General features: G+C 46.2%; 16 protein-coding genes. All 16 read right to left on the minus strand.

Going from position 1 to position 21,126, the window contains the following annotated elements; genetic code table 11:
* Nucleotides 1-17 precede the first annotated feature (17 nt).
* The 16 genes from KOE27_RS01900 to KOE27_RS01975 all read right to left on the minus strand — a co-directional run bounded on the left by KOE27_RS01900 (nucleotide 18) and on the right by KOE27_RS01975 (nucleotide 21,073).
* The gene (locus KOE27_RS01900) at nucleotides 18-1,091 is read right to left on the minus strand and encodes an alpha/beta hydrolase (RefSeq protein ID WP_215237169.1); all 1,074 of its coding nucleotides are present in this window, start codon (nucleotides 1,089-1,091) and stop codon (nucleotides 18-20) included.
* Between the two features lie 468 nt (nucleotides 1,092-1,559).
* Complete coding sequence (locus KOE27_RS01905) at nucleotides 1,560-2,951, minus strand: Gfo/Idh/MocA family protein (protein ID WP_215237170.1); 1,392 nt, start codon at nucleotides 2,949-2,951, stop codon at nucleotides 1,560-1,562.
* 16 nt (nucleotides 2,952-2,967) lie between these two features.
* A complete protein-coding gene (locus KOE27_RS01910) occupies nucleotides 2,968-4,047 on the minus strand; it encodes a hypothetical protein (protein ID WP_215237171.1) in 1,080 nt (359 codons plus the stop codon).
* Between the two features lie 95 nt (nucleotides 4,048-4,142).
* Nucleotides 4,143-4,886: an SDR family NAD(P)-dependent oxidoreductase gene (locus tag KOE27_RS01915; RefSeq protein WP_215237172.1), complete on the minus strand. Its 744-nt coding sequence runs from the start codon at nucleotides 4,884-4,886 to the stop codon at nucleotides 4,143-4,145.
* Between the two features lie 46 nt (nucleotides 4,887-4,932).
* Nucleotides 4,933-5,889 (minus strand): dihydrodipicolinate synthase family protein, encoded by a 957-nt coding sequence (locus KOE27_RS01920; RefSeq protein ID WP_215237173.1) that lies wholly within the window; start codon nucleotides 5,887-5,889, stop codon nucleotides 4,933-4,935.
* Nucleotides 5,886-6,821 (minus strand): DMT family transporter, encoded by a 936-nt coding sequence (locus tag KOE27_RS01925; RefSeq protein WP_215237174.1) that lies wholly within the window; start codon nucleotides 6,819-6,821, stop codon nucleotides 5,886-5,888. The genes KOE27_RS01920 and KOE27_RS01925 overlap by 4 nt, the downstream gene beginning before the upstream one ends.
* The gene (locus KOE27_RS01930; protein WP_215237175.1) at nucleotides 6,818-7,951 is read right to left on the minus strand and encodes a mandelate racemase/muconate lactonizing enzyme family protein; all 1,134 of its coding nucleotides are present in this window, start codon (nucleotides 7,949-7,951) and stop codon (nucleotides 6,818-6,820) included. Before KOE27_RS01930 ends, KOE27_RS01925 begins: the two co-directional genes overlap by 4 nt.
* Nucleotides 7,952-8,908: a 3-hydroxyacyl-CoA dehydrogenase family protein gene (locus KOE27_RS01935; RefSeq protein ID WP_215237176.1), complete on the minus strand. Its 957-nt coding sequence runs from the start codon at nucleotides 8,906-8,908 to the stop codon at nucleotides 7,952-7,954.
* Between the two features lie 22 nt (nucleotides 8,909-8,930).
* Nucleotides 8,931-9,317: a RidA family protein gene (locus KOE27_RS01940; RefSeq protein ID WP_215237177.1), complete on the minus strand. Its 387-nt coding sequence runs from the start codon at nucleotides 9,315-9,317 to the stop codon at nucleotides 8,931-8,933.
* A gap of 89 nt (nucleotides 9,318-9,406) precedes the next feature.
* On the minus strand, nucleotides 9,407-10,198 hold the full coding sequence (locus KOE27_RS01945) for a creatininase family protein (RefSeq protein WP_215237178.1): 792 nt from the start codon (nucleotides 10,196-10,198) through the stop codon (nucleotides 9,407-9,409).
* Nucleotides 10,199-10,356: 158 nt separating this feature from the next.
* Nucleotides 10,357-12,429 (minus strand): glycoside hydrolase family 20 zincin-like fold domain-containing protein, encoded by a 2,073-nt coding sequence (locus KOE27_RS01950; protein ID WP_215237179.1) that lies wholly within the window; start codon nucleotides 12,427-12,429, stop codon nucleotides 10,357-10,359.
* A 219-nt stretch (nucleotides 12,430-12,648) separates the two neighbouring features.
* Nucleotides 12,649-14,235, minus strand: coding sequence for a SusD/RagB family nutrient-binding outer membrane lipoprotein (locus tag KOE27_RS01955; protein WP_215237180.1), 1,587 nt, complete (start codon nucleotides 14,233-14,235; stop codon nucleotides 12,649-12,651).
* 11 nt (nucleotides 14,236-14,246) lie between these two features.
* The gene (locus KOE27_RS01960) at nucleotides 14,247-17,438 is read right to left on the minus strand and encodes a SusC/RagA family TonB-linked outer membrane protein (RefSeq protein ID WP_215237181.1); all 3,192 of its coding nucleotides are present in this window, start codon (nucleotides 17,436-17,438) and stop codon (nucleotides 14,247-14,249) included.
* Between the two features lie 498 nt (nucleotides 17,439-17,936).
* Nucleotides 17,937-18,575 (minus strand): GntR family transcriptional regulator, encoded by a 639-nt coding sequence (locus KOE27_RS01965; RefSeq protein WP_215237182.1) that lies wholly within the window; start codon nucleotides 18,573-18,575, stop codon nucleotides 17,937-17,939.
* Between the two features lie 194 nt (nucleotides 18,576-18,769).
* Nucleotides 18,770-20,002 (minus strand): Nramp family divalent metal transporter, encoded by a 1,233-nt coding sequence (locus tag KOE27_RS01970; RefSeq protein ID WP_229252595.1) that lies wholly within the window; start codon nucleotides 20,000-20,002, stop codon nucleotides 18,770-18,772.
* 69 nt (nucleotides 20,003-20,071) lie between these two features.
* The gene (locus KOE27_RS01975; protein WP_215237183.1) at nucleotides 20,072-21,073 is read right to left on the minus strand and encodes a Gfo/Idh/MocA family protein; all 1,002 of its coding nucleotides are present in this window, start codon (nucleotides 21,071-21,073) and stop codon (nucleotides 20,072-20,074) included.
* Nucleotides 21,074-21,126: the final 53 nt, after the last annotated feature.

Below are 21,126 nucleotides of genomic sequence, written 5' to 3' on the forward strand. Positions count from 1 at the left end.
GGATATCAAGGGTTTGTTTAGTTTTTTAAAATACGATCAATGAACCGATATGCTTCCATGCGTGTCTCCGTCGGAAAATCGTGGGCTGACGCCGGATATCTTACCTGGATCATATCGGGTTTGTGCTGGTATGCCCAGGAAGCATTTGCAATGCCTTTTCTTACACCGGCGACATCGAAATTGCTGTCGTTGACCGGAGAATTGGAAAAGAATGCCCTTGGGGCTATAACGGCTATTACCCCATCAAAATCAAATGGGATTTTTTTGCCGTCAAGGCCGTACTTATCTCTGAAAAGCGGCATATATCTTTCCTGAGCCCAGGGGCCCAGGCGGCCACCATATTTTTTGGAGGCTTCTTCACCAATGTTATAGTAGTCAAAAAGTGTCCAGCCGCAGCTGGTTACCACCACTTTCAGGCGGGGGTCAAAAGCGGCTACAAACATGGCATTGTGCCCGCCAAGGGAATGTCCGATGACGCCGATCCGGTCGGGATCTACCTCTTTTCGTGAAGCCAGGATATCCACACACCGCATGTGGTTAAAGATCCCTTTCATCGTTGCCGACTCATAACGGTCGGTTTTAAAATTGTAATCTTTTGCGTCTCCAAAACTGGGATAGTCCGGTGCAATGACGACATAACCGCGCTCGGCGAGTTCTTTGGCGTAACCCCGGTTTTCAACGGTGCCCTGCCCATCTACGCTTTTCATGCCAAGAGCATTGGTTGGATGCAACGCCAGCATTGCCGGAAACTTGTGCCTATTTCCAGCAACTGGAATATATAAGTAAGCACTTACTGGTTCGTTCTCCGCAACGTCAAAAGCAATGGTATACCGGGTATATTTATCCGTTTTGATACTGTCCGCAATCCGAAGGACCGGCACGGCCGCTTTGGGATTATACGGCAGCTTACCCATTACATCCTGCATTCCCTCAAGGACCTGCTTCCGCTTTTCCTGTAAATCTTTTTTATTCTTGACTGGCTTTAATGTGCCGTCATCAGCTGTATAGGTGAGTACTTGTGCTAACGGCTGCCCTATGATGCAGACGGTAAAAACAATGCTGAAAAATAGGGTCGGGAAGGGAATGTTCATTTTCGCTGCATTATATTGATAATCAAAATGTTGGTCGTAGAATATTCCGTTGATCTGAGGTTTCGGGTACGTACCCGAAAAATTTAGGATTAAAAGGGTATAAGCTTTTTAAAATGTACATATACGTCTTTTCAGGATAACTCAGTATTGTAGAATTTTAATACCGATATGAAATAAATGAATTTTTAATTTTTGCCGGATCCGCCTGGACCCGGCGAAATCAGATACACAAATATAAAATTTTTATTTTATGAAGATTATAATACCAACTTTTTATTTGGTAAATGTTTTTAGGAGGGGAAGGAAATTCTGCCTGCGGGTTGGATGACATCGTTTCCGCCCTTTCGGGTAAGCGGGCTGTACGTTAACCGCTTCTGAGGGGGGGGAGTTTTCAGTTTAGGCGATCAGTCTGGATAAGGGTCCCGGCACGTATTTTCCAGGAGGATGGTGATATCGTGCCGGGGTATTTCAGATCTTCGTTTGTGTAGTTCCGCCTTTTTCCATGGAGATGTCCACAGGGCGGTTTGTTTTCCAGGATCCTGCTGTAAAATCGGGAACATTAACAGAATTGGACCGATGTGCCACCGACCACTCACTCAAAGGTCCTATGGCGCTCCACAATGCAGCGTCGTAAACGTCCTGATCAAGCGGCAGTCCGTTTCTGAGACAGTCAATGGTGCGCCAGTCCATCAGGAAATCCATACCTCCGTGGCCACCAACCTGTTTGGCCACTTCCCCAATTTTTTTAACAATGGGTGGGGTATATTTTTCTTCAAGCGCTTTAAATTCTTCATCCGAGAGCCATTCGTGTCCCTGTGAATAGCGGGCGGGAAGCGGATACTTCAGCGCACTGCCTTTGGTACCACTGATGAGCTGTATGCGCGAATAGGGACGGGGAGAAATCACGTCAAACTGAAGCATGATCGTCTTGCCTTTCTTTGTCCGGATCGTGGTAGTATTCATCATACCGTTGTAGGGCTTGCCGACAAAGGATTTGAAATCAGGATCTTTGGCGGCGAGTTCTCTGGCGGTATCTGCCATGACAAAATCATTATTAGACATGGATACCAGGTAGTCCATCTGGTCTCCTCTGTTGATATCCATGATCTGGCAAATAGGGCCAAGCCCGTGCGTTGGGTACAGGTTTCCCGTACGCTGTGAAAGCTCTTTCAGCTCCCACATCTGGTAAAACCTGTCTTTTGAAAAAACATATTCTGTTAAACTGTGGATATAAGCGCCTTCTCCGTGGGTAACTTCCCCAAAAAAACCGTTACGGGCCAGATTCAGATTTAGCAATTCGGTAAAATCATAACAGCAGTTTTCGGTCATCATACAATGTTTCCTGGTACGTTCCGACGTCTCCACCAACTGCCAGCATTCTTCTATTGTTTTGGCGGCAGGTACTTCCACACAGACATGTTTCCCATGGTTCATCGCAAATACGGCCATTGGTGTGTGTAGTGCCCATGGGGTTACAATGTACACCAGATCAATATCATTTCTGTCGCATAGCTTTTTCCAGGCATCGGGGTGGGTATCATAAAGTCCGGGGCTCTGACCCGAAACTTCGACCATTTTTTTTGCTTCATTCACTTTTTCAGGGCGCAGATCGCAGAGTGCTTTTATTTCAACCCCCTGGATTTTATTCATACGTTCCACCGCCGCCATGCCACGGTTGCCCAGGCCTATAAAACCAATCCGTACGACGTCCAGTTTGGGAGCGGCATAACCCGACATATTGAATTTCTGAACGTGATTCTTATCAGTCAACGCCTTTGTCAGTTGTAATTCCGACGGGGTACTGAGTGCCATTCCCATCAGCCCTGCCTGTTTTAAAAATTCTCTGCGCTTACTTTCCATGTGGTTGAACCGTTTCTTATTCTGAAATACATGTATCTAAAAATGCCGGCTGGTATCCATTATTATGGGCCCATTTTACTGCGGTGATCAGTTTTTCGCGGTAATCGGGCTGATAATTGAAGTAGGACGAATAAAAATATTGCTCATGCACCAGCAGGTCCACATAAGGTGGACTGCTACCTTCTTCGGCATACTGATTGAGCCAGGGCTCTATTTCTTCTATTTTTTTGATATCAATCACAATACTCGTTTTGATGAAAACCACATTTTCACTCATGTCTTTCCATACAAAACGTTTTTTGATATGCCGCCTTTCTTCTACGCTCAGGTAATAGCTTGCCGGATACAGGTCGTCATCCACATTGAAATATCCCAGTTGCCCCCGATAGCCAGCATCTCTCAACGCCCTGGAGGCCTCCCGGGTGGCTTCTCCCCAGTGTATGGTTGTTACGCCGGTCATTACTTCTTCCCCGGCAAAACGCCTGATCTCCCCGATCACCAGGTCGCAATCCTTTTTTACCGTATCATAATCTGCGCTGATATAGGGCTGATCGGGAAATTCACCGCGGGCATGAAAGCTTAAAGTGAGCCAACCGGCATTGTCTTTCCACTCCTCTTTAAATTTGTCAGTAAACTGAGACAGGTTGAAACCTTCTGTTTCGTAGAAAAGGTTCAGATGTATTTTCGTACCATAGGTATCGTTGATTTCTTTCAGCACAGCCAGATAAGGGTGCTCAAAAAGGGAGCTGTACACATCAGCTTGCTGCTGGATATCTCTCAGGAACCAGATGTTGTCGTCGATAGAAAGGCGGTATTTCCCTGCGAAATTTTTGAGACGATACACGGTGATGCGGGTGTGCTCTCCGGTTGTGGCGTTTACGGCTTCCAGGGTATTTTCATAATCGGAAAGCTCGATTTCAGCGGAATAGTAACTATCCTCGAAGTTCGTTTGAACACCATTAATCGTAATTGAATTTCCCGCTGGGGCAGCCACTGATACTTTTGTTTTCAATGACTCCCCGGTCAGCGCGCCGTCCCGGGCATGAAGCATGTCGCCGTGTATGGGTTGAATGAAATACATTGCTTTATCGGTCATTTCATTTTGGGTTCATCGTGAGAAATTTCTGTCTAAAGATTGGCTTGCCCCGTTTCTGGATACAGGATCATAACCATAGCGAGAGAGCTGCACCGTTAATAAGTTGCTCTCCCGCCCGACAAGTCGAAGGTAAAACCAGTGGTGAAGCTGTTTTCTTTAGAAACGATATAGGTTGCAAGGTTAGCGGCTTCTTCCAGGGTACCACAGCGTTTCATCGGGATTTTGTCGGTCATGTATTTCACCTGGGCTTCGGGCATGGCAGCTACAAGCGGCGTCTGAATTACTGCCGGTGCCAGTGCATTAACGGTGATACCATTTTCTGCATATTCTTTGCCCTGTACTTTTGTCATTCCGATCACCGCCGCCTTGCTTGCCGAATAAGCCAGCATTCCGGCATTCCCTTCTTTCCCGGCAATGGAGGCAATATGCAGAATACGGCCATAATTGTTTGCAAGCATACTGGGTAAAACAGCCTTGGAAGTGTAAAAACTCGCCATAAAGTTCAGCTCAAAAACCTTATGCAGGTTTTCGGAGCTTACCAGATGGCTGTGCGTGTTAGTGATTCCCGTAATGCCTGCGCAGTTGACCAGAATATCAATTCTGCCAAACCTTTTGAGTATCTGTTCAATCGCGCTTTCAACTAAATCCTGCCTGGTGATATCAAGGACAATTGATTCAGACTGGTCAGGAAAATGGTCAAATTCGTTTTTTAAAGCCGTTTCGTTATAATCCAGTAACCCTACTTTGGCACCTTCATTCAGTAATTTTTTAGCAATTGCGAGGCCAAGACCGGAGGCAGCACCGGTAATGATAGCAACTTGTCCTTGAAAATCAGTCATGTTAACGGTTTAGGTGTTTTGAGGCAGTGTACCTGCCGTATGTTTTTTACTTACTTGTATTCAATTCCAGTGGTGTAATCTCGTAATTTTCGTCGTGCAGCAAATTGATGATCCGCTGGTTGAGCTCCCTGATATAACTGATCGACGAAGCGTCCGGTATATAGGCGGCCTTACGTGATATACTGTTGGTGAGTATTCCACGGGCTATCAGCAGCTCTTTTTCGGCGTAATGAAAAAGCTCCATATTTTGTAGTGAGAAGAATATCTGCGGCATCACTTTTTCAAAAAGATCAAAAGCTTTGGCATCTTCACCGTTGCTCCGCAAGTTAAAAACTCTTTGCAGGATATCCGAAACGGCCAGCCCTGGCATTACGCCACGAATTCCTACAGGAATTAGTTCTAACATATATAGCCCGCCCCAGCCTTCGAAGAGCCCGACTTTGCCCTCGGTGATTTTGATGATCTCATCAAATTTGGGCGCACAAAGGGGTTCTTCCAGTTTCAGGTATTTGAAATTCGGATTTTCATCCATCAGGTTTTTAATAAAACTTACGCTAATGGATGAACCGCCCGGGTTGAAATCCTGAATCAAAACAGGGGTATTGGGAATTGACTGGAGAAATTCTGAGAGATAGGCTTTCAATGCGTTTTCGGGGAGGCTGAAAATCCGGGGAACGGCCAGTGAAACCACATCGGCACCTGCCGCAACATTGGCCTGTGCCAGCCTGATAGCTATTTTGAGAGACGGGTGATTGGACTGCGCTACAATTTTGATCCTGCCCGCTGCATGGTCAACAGCAACCTTGACTACATGTAGTTTTTCTTCGTCAGTGAGTTTGTAAAATTCACTTGCGTAGGCGGGAAGACAAACAGCCTTGATGCCACTTGCGATGGCAAAGTCGATCAGGTCACGGAGGGCGTTGTCGTCAATGTCCTCATTTTCGGTAAAGGGGGTAGGAATAATAGGAACTACACCGTCGAATTCGTCTGCTGTATTAATCATATTGTTTCTGAGTTTACTTTCGTCAGGTTTTTTTGTTGTGCTTTGTTATCTACAATTGTAAGTATTAAGGTGGAAGCCAATACCAGAACTCCCCCGATGATGGCTTGCGTTTTCAAGGTTTCTCCCAGTATAAATGCGGCGATTGGAAGGCCCATCAGCGTAATGAGATAGTTGGAAAGTGCTACCTGTGTGGCATCCAGGTTTTTAAGTGCTTTAAAGAACAGCAGCATGGACAGGAAATTGTGAAAGAGTGTGAGTGCTATCATTCCGATCCAGGTCTGTGTGGTATAGTCAGGTATTCTGGAGAACATTTCCGGTTCGTAATATGCCACCAAGGGTGCCAGGAAAATCACCAGAAAGAGGTAAGTGTAAAATACCATTTCCATTTCGGTAAATTTGCCGGATATCTGCTTGCAGCCAACATTGTAGTATCCGTTACCTGCAATCGCGATTATTATCAGGATATTTCCCCAGGCATATTGAGAACTGAAATCCATTTTTTTAAGATCGTCCGTGGAGCATAATACCACACCTATGATTGCGATGGCAAAACTGATCCAGCGAGCCCGGTTCATTTTTTCTTTTAAGATCAGAAAGGCAAAAACGGCAGTGACTACCGGAAGAGCCAGTACAAGAATGGCAGCATTGCTGGCCAGTGAATACTGCGTACCGTAGGTCATGAACACCTGTGAAGGAAAGGCACCCAGGGCCGCCAGCTGGATAAATATCAGATAGTCTTTCAGCTTTCTATTTCCCTTTTTGAAATCCTTGATCACAAAGGGGATAAGGAAAAGAGTGGCCAGTACCATAGGAGCCCACACAGTGAAGTAGGGGCCAACCTGATCCTGCGTCAGTTTGATGCAGGTAAAGTGAAATGACCAGATCAGGTTACAAACGAAGAGGATAACCCAGGACGTGATGGATTTGCTCATATAGTACTTTCTAAAAACTGGTTCGTTTTGTATTTGTCAATCGCGTCATAGTCGGGTACTATGCCAAGTCCGGAGCCGGCAGGTACTATGGCCGCCCCATTTTCAAATCGGATCGGATTTTTGAGCAGGTCATCTTCCCGCACCAATTCTCCGAAAATATCGGAAGGTATGCTGCAGTTAATGCTTGCTGCGGCAATATGCAATCCCATGGCTTCGGAAATCCCAAGGTCCACCTCCGAGCCGCGCCAGCATGTTTTGCCTTCCATGTGGGCAATCTCGGCCAGGAGTACACAATTATAGGCGGAGCCGTTGAAATTATAACCATCGGCGGCATCGGCCCGCACAAATGTGATCATGTCCCGGATGTCCTGGGTGTAAGGCAGCGAAATATGCCGGTAAAGCGGGATGCCTAAATTGGATTTCAGGTATTGGAAACCTGCAACATCTCCGTGCAGGATGGGGTCTTCGAGTCCAAACATGATGCTGGTGTCCACCCCTTCCATCAATTTTAATGTGGTTTGTACATCATTCCATCGCTGGTTGGGATCCAGGATTATTTTGATTCCTTCACCGCATTTTTTTCTGATTTCATCCGTCCATAAACGAACCGGGTCTTCATCCGAACATTTGAATTTAAAAACCTTATGTCCTTTCTGCATGGCTTCGTAAGCCTTTTGGGCAGCATCTTCGGGGGTTCTGCGACCTGTCCAGCCGTTGCAGTCCACGCGGTCACGATAGCCTCCGCCCAGCAGTTGGTATACCGGAACATTCAAAAGCTTGCCCACCACGTCCAGAACTGCACTTTCAAATGCCTCATAAATCCGCTGGTCGGTTACCGGGAGCCGTCTCCAGTTTAGTTTGAGTACATCTTTTCCTGTAAAATTCTGCATGGCGGCCCAGAGGAGTTCCCTGGATGCGCTCCGGTAGGTTTCACCTATGCCGGTCAGGCCATTTTTAAGTTTGATTTCAATAATCCATTTGGGCTGGCTGGCAAATTGAGTCCAGCTTTCTCCTGTCATGAATTTTTTTGCAAATTCGGTATCCTTGTCCAGGACCAGGTCAGAGTTGAGGCTGCCAGGTTTGGATGGGACAATTACCTCGGTTGCGCGAATGGAATGGATAAGGGTCATTTATGATTCAATGGATTTGGTATTGTATTTTTCTGCGAGCTTACGGATGTCATAACTAAATTCGATGAAGGACTCCTCCCATTTTGCGGCCGTTTCTTTGGTATAAGGGTAAAATCCTTTCCCATTACCGACCCCCTTTGCACCCTCCGCCACCAGCTTCTCCATTATCTCCGGGGTGTGTGTACTATTGTCAAGCTCAGGAAAAAGATCCTTCATCACGGTTAAATATGCCGGGATACCGGTAAGATCCATGAACCGGAATGGGCCTGCAAAAGTGATCCAGTACCCGAGGTCGTTCCGTAGCGAACGGTCCACATCTTCAACGGTCGCATATCCGTTTTCCACCAGATTAAAAGCTTCCCGGAGCATGGCATACATGATCCGGTTGGTAATAAATCCGCGGATATCTTTTTTCAGCAGTGAAGGTTCTTTTCCCCAGCTTTCAGCCAGTTTTACAATAGCCTCAGCATTTTTAATGTCGGAAGACTTCCCGCAGATCACTTCCATGAAACGTGTAATGTGTGCAGGTTCAGCCCAGTGGATCCCTAGCAGGCGTTCGGGGTGCCGAAGCCCTTCCTGCAGAATAGATACAGGAATAGCAGATGTATTGCTCCCGATGATAGCAGCAGGGGACACAACTTTTTCAAGCTCCCGATACAATTTTTGTTTCTCGTCAACACTTTCCGTAATGGTTTCGATGATTACCTCATGCCCAGCCAGCAGATCCAGCTGGTCCGTGATGGTAATTTTTTGAATGATCACATCTGCACCTTCCTGCAAGAATCCTTCAGCTTCAAGTTCTTTCAGGAAATTCAGGATGCGTTCCCTGGCAGTACCGGCTTCTGTTATATCTTTTACGAGCGAGGTAACCTCATGTCCGGCGGCCAAAATACAGGTAGCAATGCTGCTCCCCATAAGCCCGAGGCCGACGGTACCAATTTTTATTTTGTTGATCATGTTTCACTATTTTAAAAACCGGTTACACCTTCCTAATCCTTGCTATGGCATCAATCTCTACTTTGATACCATCTCCCAAAACCGACTGAACAGTGGTGCGGGCAGGCTTTATCCCCTCAAAAAATGAAGCGTAAGTTTTATTGTATCGGTCAAAATCGTTGATGTCGCTCAGGTGTGCAGTGCATTTAACAATGTCCTCTTTGGTGCCGCCGGCTGCTTCCACGATCTTGAGAATGTGATGCAAAGTATTGGCTGTCTCTTCCTCAATTGTCCCGCGGATGACCTCGCCGGTTGCAAGATCGAGCGAGCCCTGGCCGCTAACAAAAAGCCAGCCGTCTACCAGGATGCCAGCGGAATAAGCACCGGTATCTGCAATTTTGTCGGGGTGGTGTATTTCTGTTTTACTCATGGTTCAGTGTCTTATTCAGGGTTTGGGGGCCTGTGATTTTGGTATCGTATGTTAGTATCTGTCGGGTAAAATGTTTTTCTGGTCTGCTTCTATTTTTTAAGGCTTTCCATCAATGGCCATTCCTTAAATGATATTAAAAACTCGGTAACCGTCCGGACTGCGGTTTCGAAAAGGTGTTTCCCTTTGTCAGGAGTGGCAAGCTGAGGTTCTCCGCTGCTGCCATTACCGGAAATAAACCTGGTGGGTTTAAACAGGGTCACACCTTTATAAGCCTCGTCATCCTCCCATGGAATGTACCCGTTACTTGCTGGCCGGGGAGCTCTTTCGGCTTTGTCCATCCACACCTTTTCCGGGAAAAGATGTAACATTAAGCTTGTTTCGTATTCGCATGCATGGCTTAGCGCCGGGCTTTCCATCGGCGGGGCACCAGCAAAAGCCTTTCCGCCTACCTCCCAGTATGTTGCGAGGGCAATGTTGGGTTTGTATTTTTCATCTACCGTTTTGCTTAATACGGCAAGAGCTTGTTTCACGGGAGTGATATTGCCGCCATGGCCATTTAGCAAAACTATTTTGCGAAAACCTCCTGACAACATAGACAGCACAATGTCGACAATAACTTTGCTATACAGTTCCGGACCGATGCTGATCGTACCGCCAAAATCCAGATGGTGATCACTTGATCCGAATGGGAGCGTCGGGCAAAGTAAGACATCGGACGGTAAGTTTTTTTCAACCTGGGAAGCCACATTGCTGACAATATCAGTGTCTGTTGCCACTGCCAGCTGAGGGCCATGTTGTTCAATGGCGCCCAGAGGTAACAACAGGATTTTGTCAGTTGCAAGTGCTTGGATAGACGTATAGGCCAGGTTGGAAAACAGCATAATATGAGCGTGCTTTTTCTTTATTTCTTAAAATAATAACTCTGTTTCAGATAATGATTCAAATTTATACAATTTAATTTGTAAACAAAAATTATGTAATTTAGTTTACAAATTAAATTTAACCCTTGCTGTGGAGGAATGTGTTACGGCACTTATTGTTAAAAATCAGGTCGGAATAATTCCTCAAATGATCTATCCGATACGTTTTCTGCAGGATTCTGAATCCTGTAATCATTCACTTTCAGATAAAGTTTTTGCCAAAGCGCATGTTCTACCTCGAACCTGCCTAGAATGGTATTGAGGCGGTAAGGCATGTATTCTGTTTTCCAGGCCTGGGCATAAGCGTCTTTCAATTCTCCGTTTTCGTCCATCATATCAACCAGTAAGCCATGGCAGAGATAGGTGATATCATATACGACAAAGTCATTTTTCTTCTTTTCCAGCATCGAATGATTCCAGCGTTCACAAATGGTGTGGGCCCACAAAAACCGGGTGGCTGTGTAAGCCATCAAGCGTGCAGAAACCAGGAGGGAATTAATGAAAGCCGTGTCTTTCTGATCACACTTTTCAAGTGCCGTGATGAGCTGATCCTGCGCTTCTTCGCTCATTTTTCTTGCGTTCTTAAAGTCGTCAGTATGCTCCCGGGTATTTTTAAGATAGTATGGTAAAAAGGGATTGGCCCAGCTTTCCACAATGGTGCCACGAGGCATTCCGCCCGTGTTACGGCCCAGCGATCTGTTGAGGTAAACGTTCGATTCTTTCAGGTAATCGAATGCCTTGCTCATTTCCTGAGCTACTTTGGGGTACATTAAAGTAGCGTAGTCTTTTGCGAAAGCGTTTTTGTCCGGCACAATACCTTGCCAGGCTCCGATGCTTCCATACGCCATAAATAGCCACGAGGGGCGTACAAAGGGTTCTACCGGATCTGTCCAGACAGAATTGATAAAACCAAGACTTTTATTCCGGATACCTGCTTTCAGGCATAGTTCTATATTGGTGTAAGTGTAATCCACATCGGGATAAATGTGGCCCCAGCCTGATACCGCTGGCTGTATCAGAAACCTTTTGTTTTCCTTGAGTACCGGGTTAAGGTATTTGTTGATTTCCAGGGTATCGGGCTTGTATTCCCAGATGACCGGGATGATTCCTTCTGGCAGTTTCTTCATGATGTCCGGATAATAATTGTTCATATCTGTCCATGTCATGACGGTTTTGCCATATTTTTTTAACTCATTTTGTACAAAGCTCAATTGCTGAAGCCACAGTTTTTCCGAATCAATTTTGATATCACCGTCGTCTGCAATACGTTTTGTTTCCCAGGTCTCGTCAAAACCAACATGGATAAACGGACTTGGAAAAAGTGCTGTGTATTGTTTGATCCAGTTTTTCAGGAGTTCGTTGGCGGCGGATTTTTGCGGATTTAATTCGTGACCATATTTGCCGATGGCAAGATCGGCATACTTTTCCTTCCGCAGCAACTCGTGCAAATGCCCGTAGAGGTTCAGGAAAGGAATTACATCCATATGACGTTCTTTTCCGTAGGCTATGATTTCTGAGATCTGGGATTTGGTGTAGCCAGACTGGTACCCAATTGACGGAAACCCGTCGAGTGCAATACTTACCTCATTATAGAAATAGTACTGGTTGGTTTTCCAGCGGGCGAGGAAATCGATCTGGTTTTTAATCTCCTGCACGGTGGCCAGGCCGCCATGGGCAAAATCCATCATGATACCTCTGTAAGCCAGTTGGGGACGATCATCAATGATGACTTCCGGCAATTTGGCGCCAGCTCCGGAACCCTGGATCAATTGTCGCAATGTTTGAACAGCGTAAAAAAGGCCGGTTGAGGTTTGCGCATTGATATGAATTTTTTCAGGACTGATGGTGATACTGTAATGTTCCCTTTCGCTTTTGTTTTCGCTTTCCGCTACTTCGGGCAGGGTGCGTCCTTTTTCATGAAAGGTATAGCTTAATGTAGCTTTTGGTTGTGTGGGGCTACTTTTAACCGGTTTTCCGGTGCGTTCCGAAACCGCGTCAGTGAGTGTTTTAAGCGCAAATGAGATATCTTTTGAAGCGGAGGGTGAAGCGAAAGTGGTAAGCTCAGAAAGCTTGAAATGGCCGTTGCCATACTGGATTTGGCTGGGCTTGGGAAAGAGTACCGGCAGTGACTGGGATACAGCGGGAATTGCAAACAGACAGATAATCCAGATTCGAGATAACAAGTGTATCATTAAGTGTTTTGGGTTGAAGTGTTTGTCAGATATCAGTTTCGGCGGATTTGCCTGTGAAATGTATGCTGAATGATGAAGCTTGTGTCGGGGCCGCTAAAAAATAAGGGCCGGTAATCACATGCGAAACCTGCACAAACTTACCTGCGGAAAACAGCAGGGCAGATATGAGCAGGTTTCGCATGGAAAACATACTGAACGATGGAATTATTTTGGTGGCTTCTAATTTTTGTCCCACCAGAGCGGGGTGGCAGCGTTGTCTGCTCCGCCTAACATTTTAACAGCTTTGGTAACCTCGGCAGCGTTGGTTTGCTTTTCGGTATCCAGAAAGGGCATTCGGCGGATGAATTTGCCCTGGGGCAAGTCAGTATTTTCGCTATGTACGATCGGATACAGTTTTGGCAAACCGCTTCTCCTGACTTCCGCCCAACCTTCCATGCCGTCAGGAAAGAGTGCCAGCCATTTTTGCTGTGCTACCTGTTTGCGCTGCATATCTTCGGTTGCGCTCCACTTTACAGGGTAATCATTCACGGCCGGAGAATTCATACCATCCTTAGGTGCAATGGGCACAGCAGTATTGGCAATGTACTTCGCAACAGCAGCCTGGTCGGTTATTCCCCACTGTGCCATGGATGTTTCAATCCCTTTTTTGTAAAACTCCTCCGCAGTTCCTCCCATATTCCATCCGTTGAGGGCACCTTCTGCCCGCAGGAAATAGGCTTCGGCCGTATGCATGATATCCTGCGGAACGTTGTACGTCGTTTTCCAGTCATTGTTTACCCAGTTTACCCACCGGGTTCCCATATTGGAATTGAACAAACGGGAATTAATGTCGATAATTTTTTCCGATGTAAATAGTCCGTTCCTCACCCCTTCGTATGTTCCGGTAGCCACCGATGGCTGGAAGTAAACCGGCAAGCGGGGGTCATCATATCCTTTCAGAATGGATTCCATGGAAGCACTCATACGTACGTCATCCCAGCCAGCGGTTACCGCAAGTCCATTGTATTCGTTGTAGGTAGTGGTGGACTTTGGCATATAGGCGTCGTCCGCAATGTTGGTCAAAACACCCGCAGCTACCGCGGCCTCTGCCTGTTGTTTGGCTAATGTCGGATTTACTTTTGAAATACGAAGCGCAAGTCTGAGTCTTAAAGTATTGGCAAACTTCATCCAGGCGGTTGCCGGGCTCGCGTTTTTATTGTAAACAAGGTCGTAAATTCCGAATGGCTTTTCGCTTTGGTGAGATTTCAGCACCGTAGAAGCTGCATCCAGTTTTTTGAAAAAATCATAATAAACGGAGTCCTGGGGGGTATAGGAGATATACCTTTTACCAGAGGCAGCGTCGAAATAAGGTATCGGGCCAAAATAATCCGTTACCCTGTGAAACGTCCATACCCACCAGATGTTAGCCAGTGCATTTTCTGCGGACTGGGTTTCAGTTCCGCTCATGATGGTTTTCAGCTGAGGCGCCGCTGAGGTATAAACCGGGTTCCAGCAAGCAGGCATCCAGTCCTGACGAATTACGTAACGGTCGGTTGGGAAGGAATGAGCAGCCTGAGACAGGAACTGCGAATAAACCGAGGCGATGGTACCTTCCCCGACTTCAAAATTATCAGGGCTTAGGGTGGGGGTCATCAGCGCATATGCAAACAGGTATGGGTATTCGGTGCTCCCCACAGTACTGATTTTCGTACCGTCGGTATTCATGGCGGTAAAATCATCGGTACAGCCAACGAGGCCAACTGCGGCCAGTGCAAACAGGGCGAGCCCGGCGGTTGCTGTGTAAATTTTTGTTATCGTCTTAAACATGATAGAATATTTTAAAATGATAGTTTCAGGTTCAGTCCAATATTCCTGCTTGAAGGAAGATTGTAATATTCGATACCCTGGTAGTTACTGTTGCCAAAGCTCACCTCGGGGTCGAAATCCATTTTGCGTTTCCCTACGCCCGGAACGTCCAGAATGGCATTACCCCGGTAGATGAAGAACAGGTTACGGGCTACAAAAGACAAACGAGCCATTTTGATAAAACCAGGCAGGTTTTTAAACTCATAGCCCAGGGTGAGTTCCCTCACTCTTACATTTGTTGCATGATACGTAAAAAATTCTCCCCACGAATAGTCTCCCTGCGCTACGGTTTGCCAGAATTTTTCGCTGTTGACTGCAACCGTATTGGCTGCGCCTTCGGCTGTTACACCATTTACAACCCATGAGCCCGCTTCGCGGAAATTTTCGGTGCTTGCAGCAGTTCCCGCATAGGCCATTTGCGCAGCTGTTCCGGAGGTAATCACCCCGCCAAATTTGCCGTCCACCAATACTCCTAATGACCAGCTTTTGTAGGCAAATGTGTTATTGAACCCTGCTGTAAATTTCGGGTTGTAGTTTCCCAGTTTCTCGATAGCATCGGTTTTTACCGGAACACCATTTTCATTGACCACATGTTTGCCATTCAAGGTTTTCCATTTGTAGCCATAAAGATCTCCAAATGAGCCTCCCTCTTTAATTAGCGGCGTAGCGGAACGGACGCTTGTTGAAGAACCCAGGTATAGCTGGCTCACACCTTCATACAATTCCACTACCTTATTTTTGTTCACGGCATAGTTGAGGCCGATGTTCCAGGTGAAATTTTTGCTTGTAACAGGTTTTGCAGAAAGTACCAGTTCAAAACCGGTGTTCTGAATATTACCCGCATTCACATTTAGGGTTGAATATCCCGAGGAAGCCGGTGAAGCAACTCTTAATAACTGATTTTTAGAGTTGGTTTTGTAATACGTGAAATCCAGGCCGAGACGGTTGTTGTAGAATCGCCATTCGGTACCTGCTTCAAAGGACTGGGTTAGTTCGGGTTTCAGGTCAGCAATGGCTTTGGTGTTGCTGCTGGCAATGTAACCTCCCAGGCCACCGCGGATATAGGTATACGTTTGCCCAAGCAGATAGGGGTCTGCGTCATTACCAACCTTGGTAACCGATGCCCGTACTTTTCCAAGGCTGATCCAGGTGGGAAGTTTCACCATTTCGGAGATAATGGCAGACAGTCCCACAGAAGGATAGAAGTAGGAATAGGGCGAAGGAAGCGTACTAGACCAGTCATTTCTGGCAGTCAGGTCCAGGAACAGATAATCTTTGAAAGATAACTGCGCCGTTCCGTAAACGGATTGTAACTCCCGTTTGGTAGTGGCCGTTTCAACTTTTAGGGTTGTAGCATAGCTAAGGTCATATTTGTTGGGGAAACCAAGTCCGTCGGCAGCATTTACACGATGGCGCATGCTTCTGTTTAATATAGAACCACCAATGTTATAGTTGATTTTTAGCTCAGGTGTAATGTTATTTGTACCTGTCAGGAGGATATCAGCATTTTTTTCAGATATAAAATCGTTACCTTCTGAATAGTATCCTCCTGGCTGCCGCGCATAGTTAACCGTATTGTTGGCATATTTCTGGCTGATAAAATCATTGTACCGGTCTGAGCTTACCCGTCCCTGGATATTGAGCCAGTCGGTTAGTTTGTACCTTAAAACCAATAAACCAGTAACCCTGCTGCGGTTTTCGTCGTGATGTGTATTGTTGATCGTCCAATAGGGATTCATATATACCGCATCCGGGCTTGTCCAGTAAGTAGGTGTTTCAACCCCCGTTGTATTTACATTTTTATAGGATTTCAGAGTTGCGGGATCAACGCTTCTCGGAATACGATAAATGTTGGCAACCACCATCCCGTCACCACCTACACCAGGTTTATTATAAATGTTCTGGATCATGTATGTAATCTTTCCATCGGCTGTGAGTCGGTCGGTGATATCATAACTCAGCCGGGCATTGAAAGTATTACGTGACAGGGAGTTGTGCGGTACTATCCCATTAATGTAATTGTTGGAGTAGGAAAGGTACGACTGTACTTTTTCAGATCCGCCGCTTACCCCGACCGAATTATTGGTCGACACTGCGGTGCGGAAGAAATCTTTGATATTATCAGGATAAGCCTGAAGATTCACCGTCGATCCCGCCCAGTTGGTAACGCTCTGGCCCGCAATTTTCGGACCCCAGCTTCCGCCGGTGATCGTGGAATAGATGCCGCCTGAACCCTGGGCATAGGAGTTCTGAAGGTTAGGTGTGGTAAATGCTTTGTCGAAGGTTACACCTGAGTTGAAATTGACATTCACCTTTCCGCTTTTTCCCTTTTTTGTTGTAATAATGATGACACCGTTTGCTGCACGGCTACCGTACAACGCAGCACCGGCTGCACCTTTTAATACGTTAATGGATTCAATATCATCCGGGTTGATACTTGACGCACCGTCACTGCCACTATGGCCACCAGCATCGTAACGTACCTGGCCCGCTGGGCTGGAATTGTCGATTGCGACACCATCCACCACAATCAGAGCATTATTGGAACCCTGAATAGACCGGTTTCCGCGCAGCACAATCCGGGTGGCACCACCGGGGCCGTTTGCTGAGGGCGTGATGGTCAGGCCTGCAATTTTTCCCGAAAGGGTATTGGTAAAGTTGGCATCTCTGACTTCATTAATCTGTTCAGATCCAATTCGCTGGGTAGAATAGGTGAGTGATTTAGCGGTACGTTCTATACCGAGTGCGGTTACAACTACTTCCCGGAGCACCACATTGTCTTCGGTCATAGAGATATCTCCCAATGTCGTTTTGTTGCCAATCTCGATTTCCAGTGTTACCATACCTATATAGGATATAGTGAGCGTGTTAGTGCCTTCCGGAACGGATAGAGAAAATTTTCCTTCGGTATCGGTCATTACGCCGGAGTTACTGCCTTTTGCAACCACAGATGCACCCGGAACGGCCACCCGGGCTTTGTCGACTACCCGGCCGGTAACCTGTTTTGTCTGCTGGGCAAACACCCGGCTACCAATGGGCAGAGCAGCCACGCTGCCGACCAGTTCCGCGCAAAGTAGCAGAGCTGTGAGCCGGGCAGCCAATGTGAAGCGTCTGCCGGTACTCGGCTTTGGGTTAATTTTTAATACTTTGGATTGTGTTTTCATAGTTTTCGGTCAAGTTTCTTCAAAATCACGTCATCAGGGTTACTTAGAAATTAAAAAAGAAGTGGATTGTTTAAATGGAAATGAAATGCTTAAGTAATTGGAGTTATGCGTACAGTATATTCCCATAGGCAACAGGTTGGTTAAATAATGGATGCGAACTGTTAGTCTGTAATCAGCAGGTATCTGGTATTGCCATCCTTTGGTTGAAGGATTTATGTTTACAAAAATAATATATTTATGTTTACAAAAAAATTAAAATAATGTTTTTTGAATTTAGGCAAAAAAATATGTTTTGAGGTGTATTTGCAGGTTATGCCTAATTATATTTGTATTTGGCCGGCTGAGGGGTGTTTGCTAGGGATGTTCTGGGATAATTTGTAAACATAAACAGTATTTTAAATTGTTTATGGTAGGCAGGATGAGCGGGTCTGGTATTTGTAAGGCATCGGAAGGGCGAGGCTGTAACCAGATCAATTAGAAAGGGGGGCTTGTGAAGTGTTAATCCATGTCTAACGACGCAGATTCTCCTCTGATCAGGTGTTTGCGTAAGGTTTCTTCGGCTAGCTTCGGATCCTTTTCTTTGAGGGCTTTCAGGATCTGACGATGTTCCTGGTCGGTCAGTTCGTAATCATCCATGTGGGTCTGGGTTTTGCCCAGCTTCTGATGGAACAGTGGGATGTTGCTCACTTGGTATAAATCGCGCAGCTTCTCGTTGTTGGCGCTGTCGATGAGTGTTTCATGGAATTTAACGTCGGCCTCACAGGCGCCGCCGAAATAACCTCCCTGTACCATATTGGTGAAATCGTCGCAGATTGCTTCGAGTTTTTGCAGGTACTGGTCGTCGATTTTTTCGAGTGCCAGCCGCAGGGCGCCCAGTTCCAGTATCTCGCGAAGTTCTCTGATTTCCCTGATGTCATCAACGGTCATCGATTTTACAAAAAAACCTCCTTTTTCGCCAAAAACAATAAGTTTTTCGCCCATGAGCCGGGTAAGCGCTTCGCGGATGGCTATTCGGCTCACCTCCATTTTCTTGGCCCAGAAATCTTCTTTCAGCCGTGTGCCGGAGCTGAGCTGGTTGGAGAGTATTTTTCTTCTTAGTTCGAGGTATACCTTATTGGCAAGCGATTCTTCTTTCATTGTGAAATATTTGTAAACAAATAGTTGTTCAATTTGTAAACTATTGAAGGTAAAGTTAACAAATAATTCTTTAGAATGGTATCATGCCGTACCTGAATCCTGAGATTGTAATGAGGAGGCCATTTTATGTCGGCAAAGAAAAAGCCCCACCGAAGTAACCGGTAGGGCTTGTGCCAGGTATTTGGACCTTATACCTAGTGAAACAAAGGATTATTGAAAAACAGCTCCTTGAAATTGATGATTGCCAGTGAAAAGATAATGATCAGCCCAAGCGCACCAAAGATTTTTACAGGTGTGCTGTTTACTTTGTCGCCCATGATATTTTTATCGTTACCAACCATGTACAGGGCGGTTCCGATAAAAGGCACGATAAAAATCGTGACACTTTGTGCGAAGACGATCAGTTCAAGTGGTAGCTTGCCAAATTTGATAGCTATGGAAGCACCTACCACCATTACAAGTGCTACGAGGTATTTTACCGACTTGGAACTGAAATTACTTCCCAGACCCAGTGCGTCGCCGAGCAAGGTGCCTCCCACAGAGGCGTTCCCGATGAGGGATGAAAATGCTGCACCGAATAATCCTACAAGGAACAGAGTGGAAGCACTTTCACCAAAAATGGGTTCAAGCGCTTTGGCCATGTCGGTGGCCGAGTTGACAGCTATGCCCTTCGGGTGCAGAATAGCCGCCGCACAGATGATTACAATGCTGCACATACAGCCCAGCAATATAATTCCGGTAGTACTGTCGTTTTTGCTGTTTTTCAGTTCGGGCCGTACACGTATTCTTTCTTGAATAAGATAAGACTGGTACAATGCACCGACAATAGAGAAACAGGAGGCAATAAAGGCAATGATGAGGCCTTGAGAACCTTCAGGTATGGACGGGGTGGTATAACCTTTCAGGATTTGTCCGATATCCGGTTTTGCCCAGAAGAAGGTGGTTACAAAGGAAAAAAGTTTAACAAAGATCAGCAGGATCATCGTGCGTTCCAGTACCGAGTAGAAACTCCGGAAGAATAACAGGCTGATGCCTATTGCATTAAAAAAGATTATCCAGGGGACAGGAGAGGTATGGTACAATTCGCCGACCGCTATACCGACACCGATGGAGTTCCCTGCCTGAAAGGATGTGCTCACCAGAAATACCCCTATACCCATTGCGATGGATGCTCCCTTTCCCCATTTCTGTTTCACCGATGCCAGTAGCGACTGGTCAGTTGCAACGCCTATCCGCGTGGACATGGAGGTGAAAATTGCCATGAAAAAAATAGCGACAATAACCACCCACAGGAGTGAATAGCCATATACGGCTCCGATCTTGGAAGTAATGGTAAGTTTACTCGGTCCGAACACAAGGGCGGCGGTGATCATGCCGGGGCCAAGGGATTTGAGCCACTTGAGCAGGTTTTGTCTGAAGGTTTCCAAAGCTTTGTGTAATCAGTTCGTGAATCTCCGAGGAGGGCTTTAAGTTTATGTCAGTGAAGTTTGAGGCACTTATTTTTTTGCCTTTGCCAGTACGCTTTCCAGCGTTACCGTTTTTCCTCCCTGCCGCTTGCTTTCGTCAGCCGCTTCCATAAATGTAAATATCTCTATGGTTTCCTCGGGTGTTACAGGAACCTCACCAGTCTTAAAATATTTGATAATGTCGGCTAAAAGTGGTTCGTAGCCTGCATAAGGGCCTAATATCTTGTTGCCCGTCTGCGTAAAGACCGTGCCGCCGTAGTCGTGTTTTCCTGTACGGGTGCCGCGGAAGGTTCCGGTGCGCCCGTCCGCCCATATTCCCACTACGATGTCCGTATTAGGGGTATTGACCCTGGTGACGGTCTTACAGCCAGTACCCATTACTGTATATAAGGCTTCAACGCCATGGATACCGTACCAGAAAAGGTCAGGGTGCGTTTTTTCCAGTACAGCGGGGCTGAAGGTATCTGCCCCCACTACTTTGGATTTATCTATTGACTCAAGTCCTTTGATGTACCGGAGCGAAGAAGCGGAGAAAATAGGTATTTTATATTTTTTTGAAGCCTCGAAAATAGCAAGGGTGTCTGCCAGAGATGCCGCCACTGGTTTGTCAATAAACATTCTTTTTCCAGCCTTGAGGACTTCCGTAGCCTGTTCCAGATGCAGCCTTCCATCATTGGTTTCCAGTAGTACAACGTCCACTTTCGACAGAAGTTCTTTGATGGAGCTGGTAATTTCCACACCCATTTTTTTGACTTCCTCAATGTACCCGGGAATCCTTTTGGTACTTGTTTCAATATCCTTGCTTCCGTAAGGATAGGCCGCAACAACTTTGTAACCGTCAAAAACCGGGTCGGGCTGTTCTGCGTTGAGGGCTTTGGTAAATGCAATACTGTGAGAGGTGTCCAGGCCAATGATACCTACCCGCTTTCCGTCTGCATTGGAAGCGAAAACGGGAAAAGAATTGACAAAGCCAAGTCCTGCGCCTGCCATGATGGATGATTGAACAAATTTCCTGCGGCTAAAAGTTGTCATCTTGGAGAAATGTAAATGGGTTAGGAATAATCAGTAAGACCAATGATTTCGGG

It is taken from the genome of Dyadobacter sp. CECT 9275, assembly GCF_907164905.1.
In the GTDB taxonomy this organism is placed as follows: domain Bacteria; phylum Bacteroidota; class Bacteroidia; order Cytophagales; family Spirosomataceae; genus Dyadobacter; species Dyadobacter helix.

Bases quoted from the DNA above. Each gene is read 5' to 3' on its own strand.
- KOE27_RS01900 (WP_215237169.1), bottom strand. From the start codon at position 1,091: ATGAACATTCCCTTCCCGACCCTATTTTTCAGCATTGTTTTTACCGTC.
- KOE27_RS01905 (WP_215237170.1), bottom strand. From the start codon at position 2,951: ATGGAAAGTAAGCGCAGAGAATTTTTAAAACAGGCAGGGCTGATGGGA.
- KOE27_RS01910 (WP_215237171.1), bottom strand. From the start codon at position 4,047: ATGACCGATAAAGCAATGTATTTCATTCAACCCATACACGGCGACATG.
- KOE27_RS01915 (WP_215237172.1), bottom strand. From the start codon at position 4,886: ATGACTGATTTTCAAGGACAAGTTGCTATCATTACCGGTGCTGCCTCC.
- KOE27_RS01920 (WP_215237173.1), bottom strand. From the start codon at position 5,889: ATGATTAATACAGCAGACGAATTCGACGGTGTAGTTCCTATTATTCCT.
- KOE27_RS01925 (WP_215237174.1), bottom strand. From the start codon at position 6,821: ATGAGCAAATCCATCACGTCCTGGGTTATCCTCTTCGTTTGTAACCTG.
- KOE27_RS01930 (WP_215237175.1), bottom strand. From the start codon at position 7,951: ATGACCCTTATCCATTCCATTCGCGCAACCGAGGTAATTGTCCCATCC.
- KOE27_RS01935 (WP_215237176.1), bottom strand. From the start codon at position 8,908: ATGATCAACAAAATAAAAATTGGTACCGTCGGCCTCGGGCTTATGGGG.
- KOE27_RS01940 (WP_215237177.1), bottom strand. From the start codon at position 9,317: ATGAGTAAAACAGAAATACACCACCCCGACAAAATTGCAGATACCGGT.
- KOE27_RS01945 (WP_215237178.1), bottom strand. From the start codon at position 10,198: ATGCTGTTTTCCAACCTGGCCTATACGTCTATCCAAGCACTTGCAACT.
- KOE27_RS01950 (WP_215237179.1), bottom strand. From the start codon at position 12,429: ATGATACACTTGTTATCTCGAATCTGGATTATCTGTCTGTTTGCAATT.
- KOE27_RS01955 (WP_215237180.1), bottom strand. From the start codon at position 14,235: ATGTTTAAGACGATAACAAAAATTTACACAGCAACCGCCGGGCTCGCC.
- KOE27_RS01960 (WP_215237181.1), bottom strand. From the start codon at position 17,438: ATGAAAACACAATCCAAAGTATTAAAAATTAACCCAAAGCCGAGTACC.
- KOE27_RS01965 (WP_215237182.1), bottom strand. From the start codon at position 18,575: ATGAAAGAAGAATCGCTTGCCAATAAGGTATACCTCGAACTAAGAAGA.
- KOE27_RS01975 (WP_215237183.1), bottom strand. From the start codon at position 21,073: ATGACAACTTTTAGCCGCAGGAAATTTGTTCAATCATCCATCATGGCA.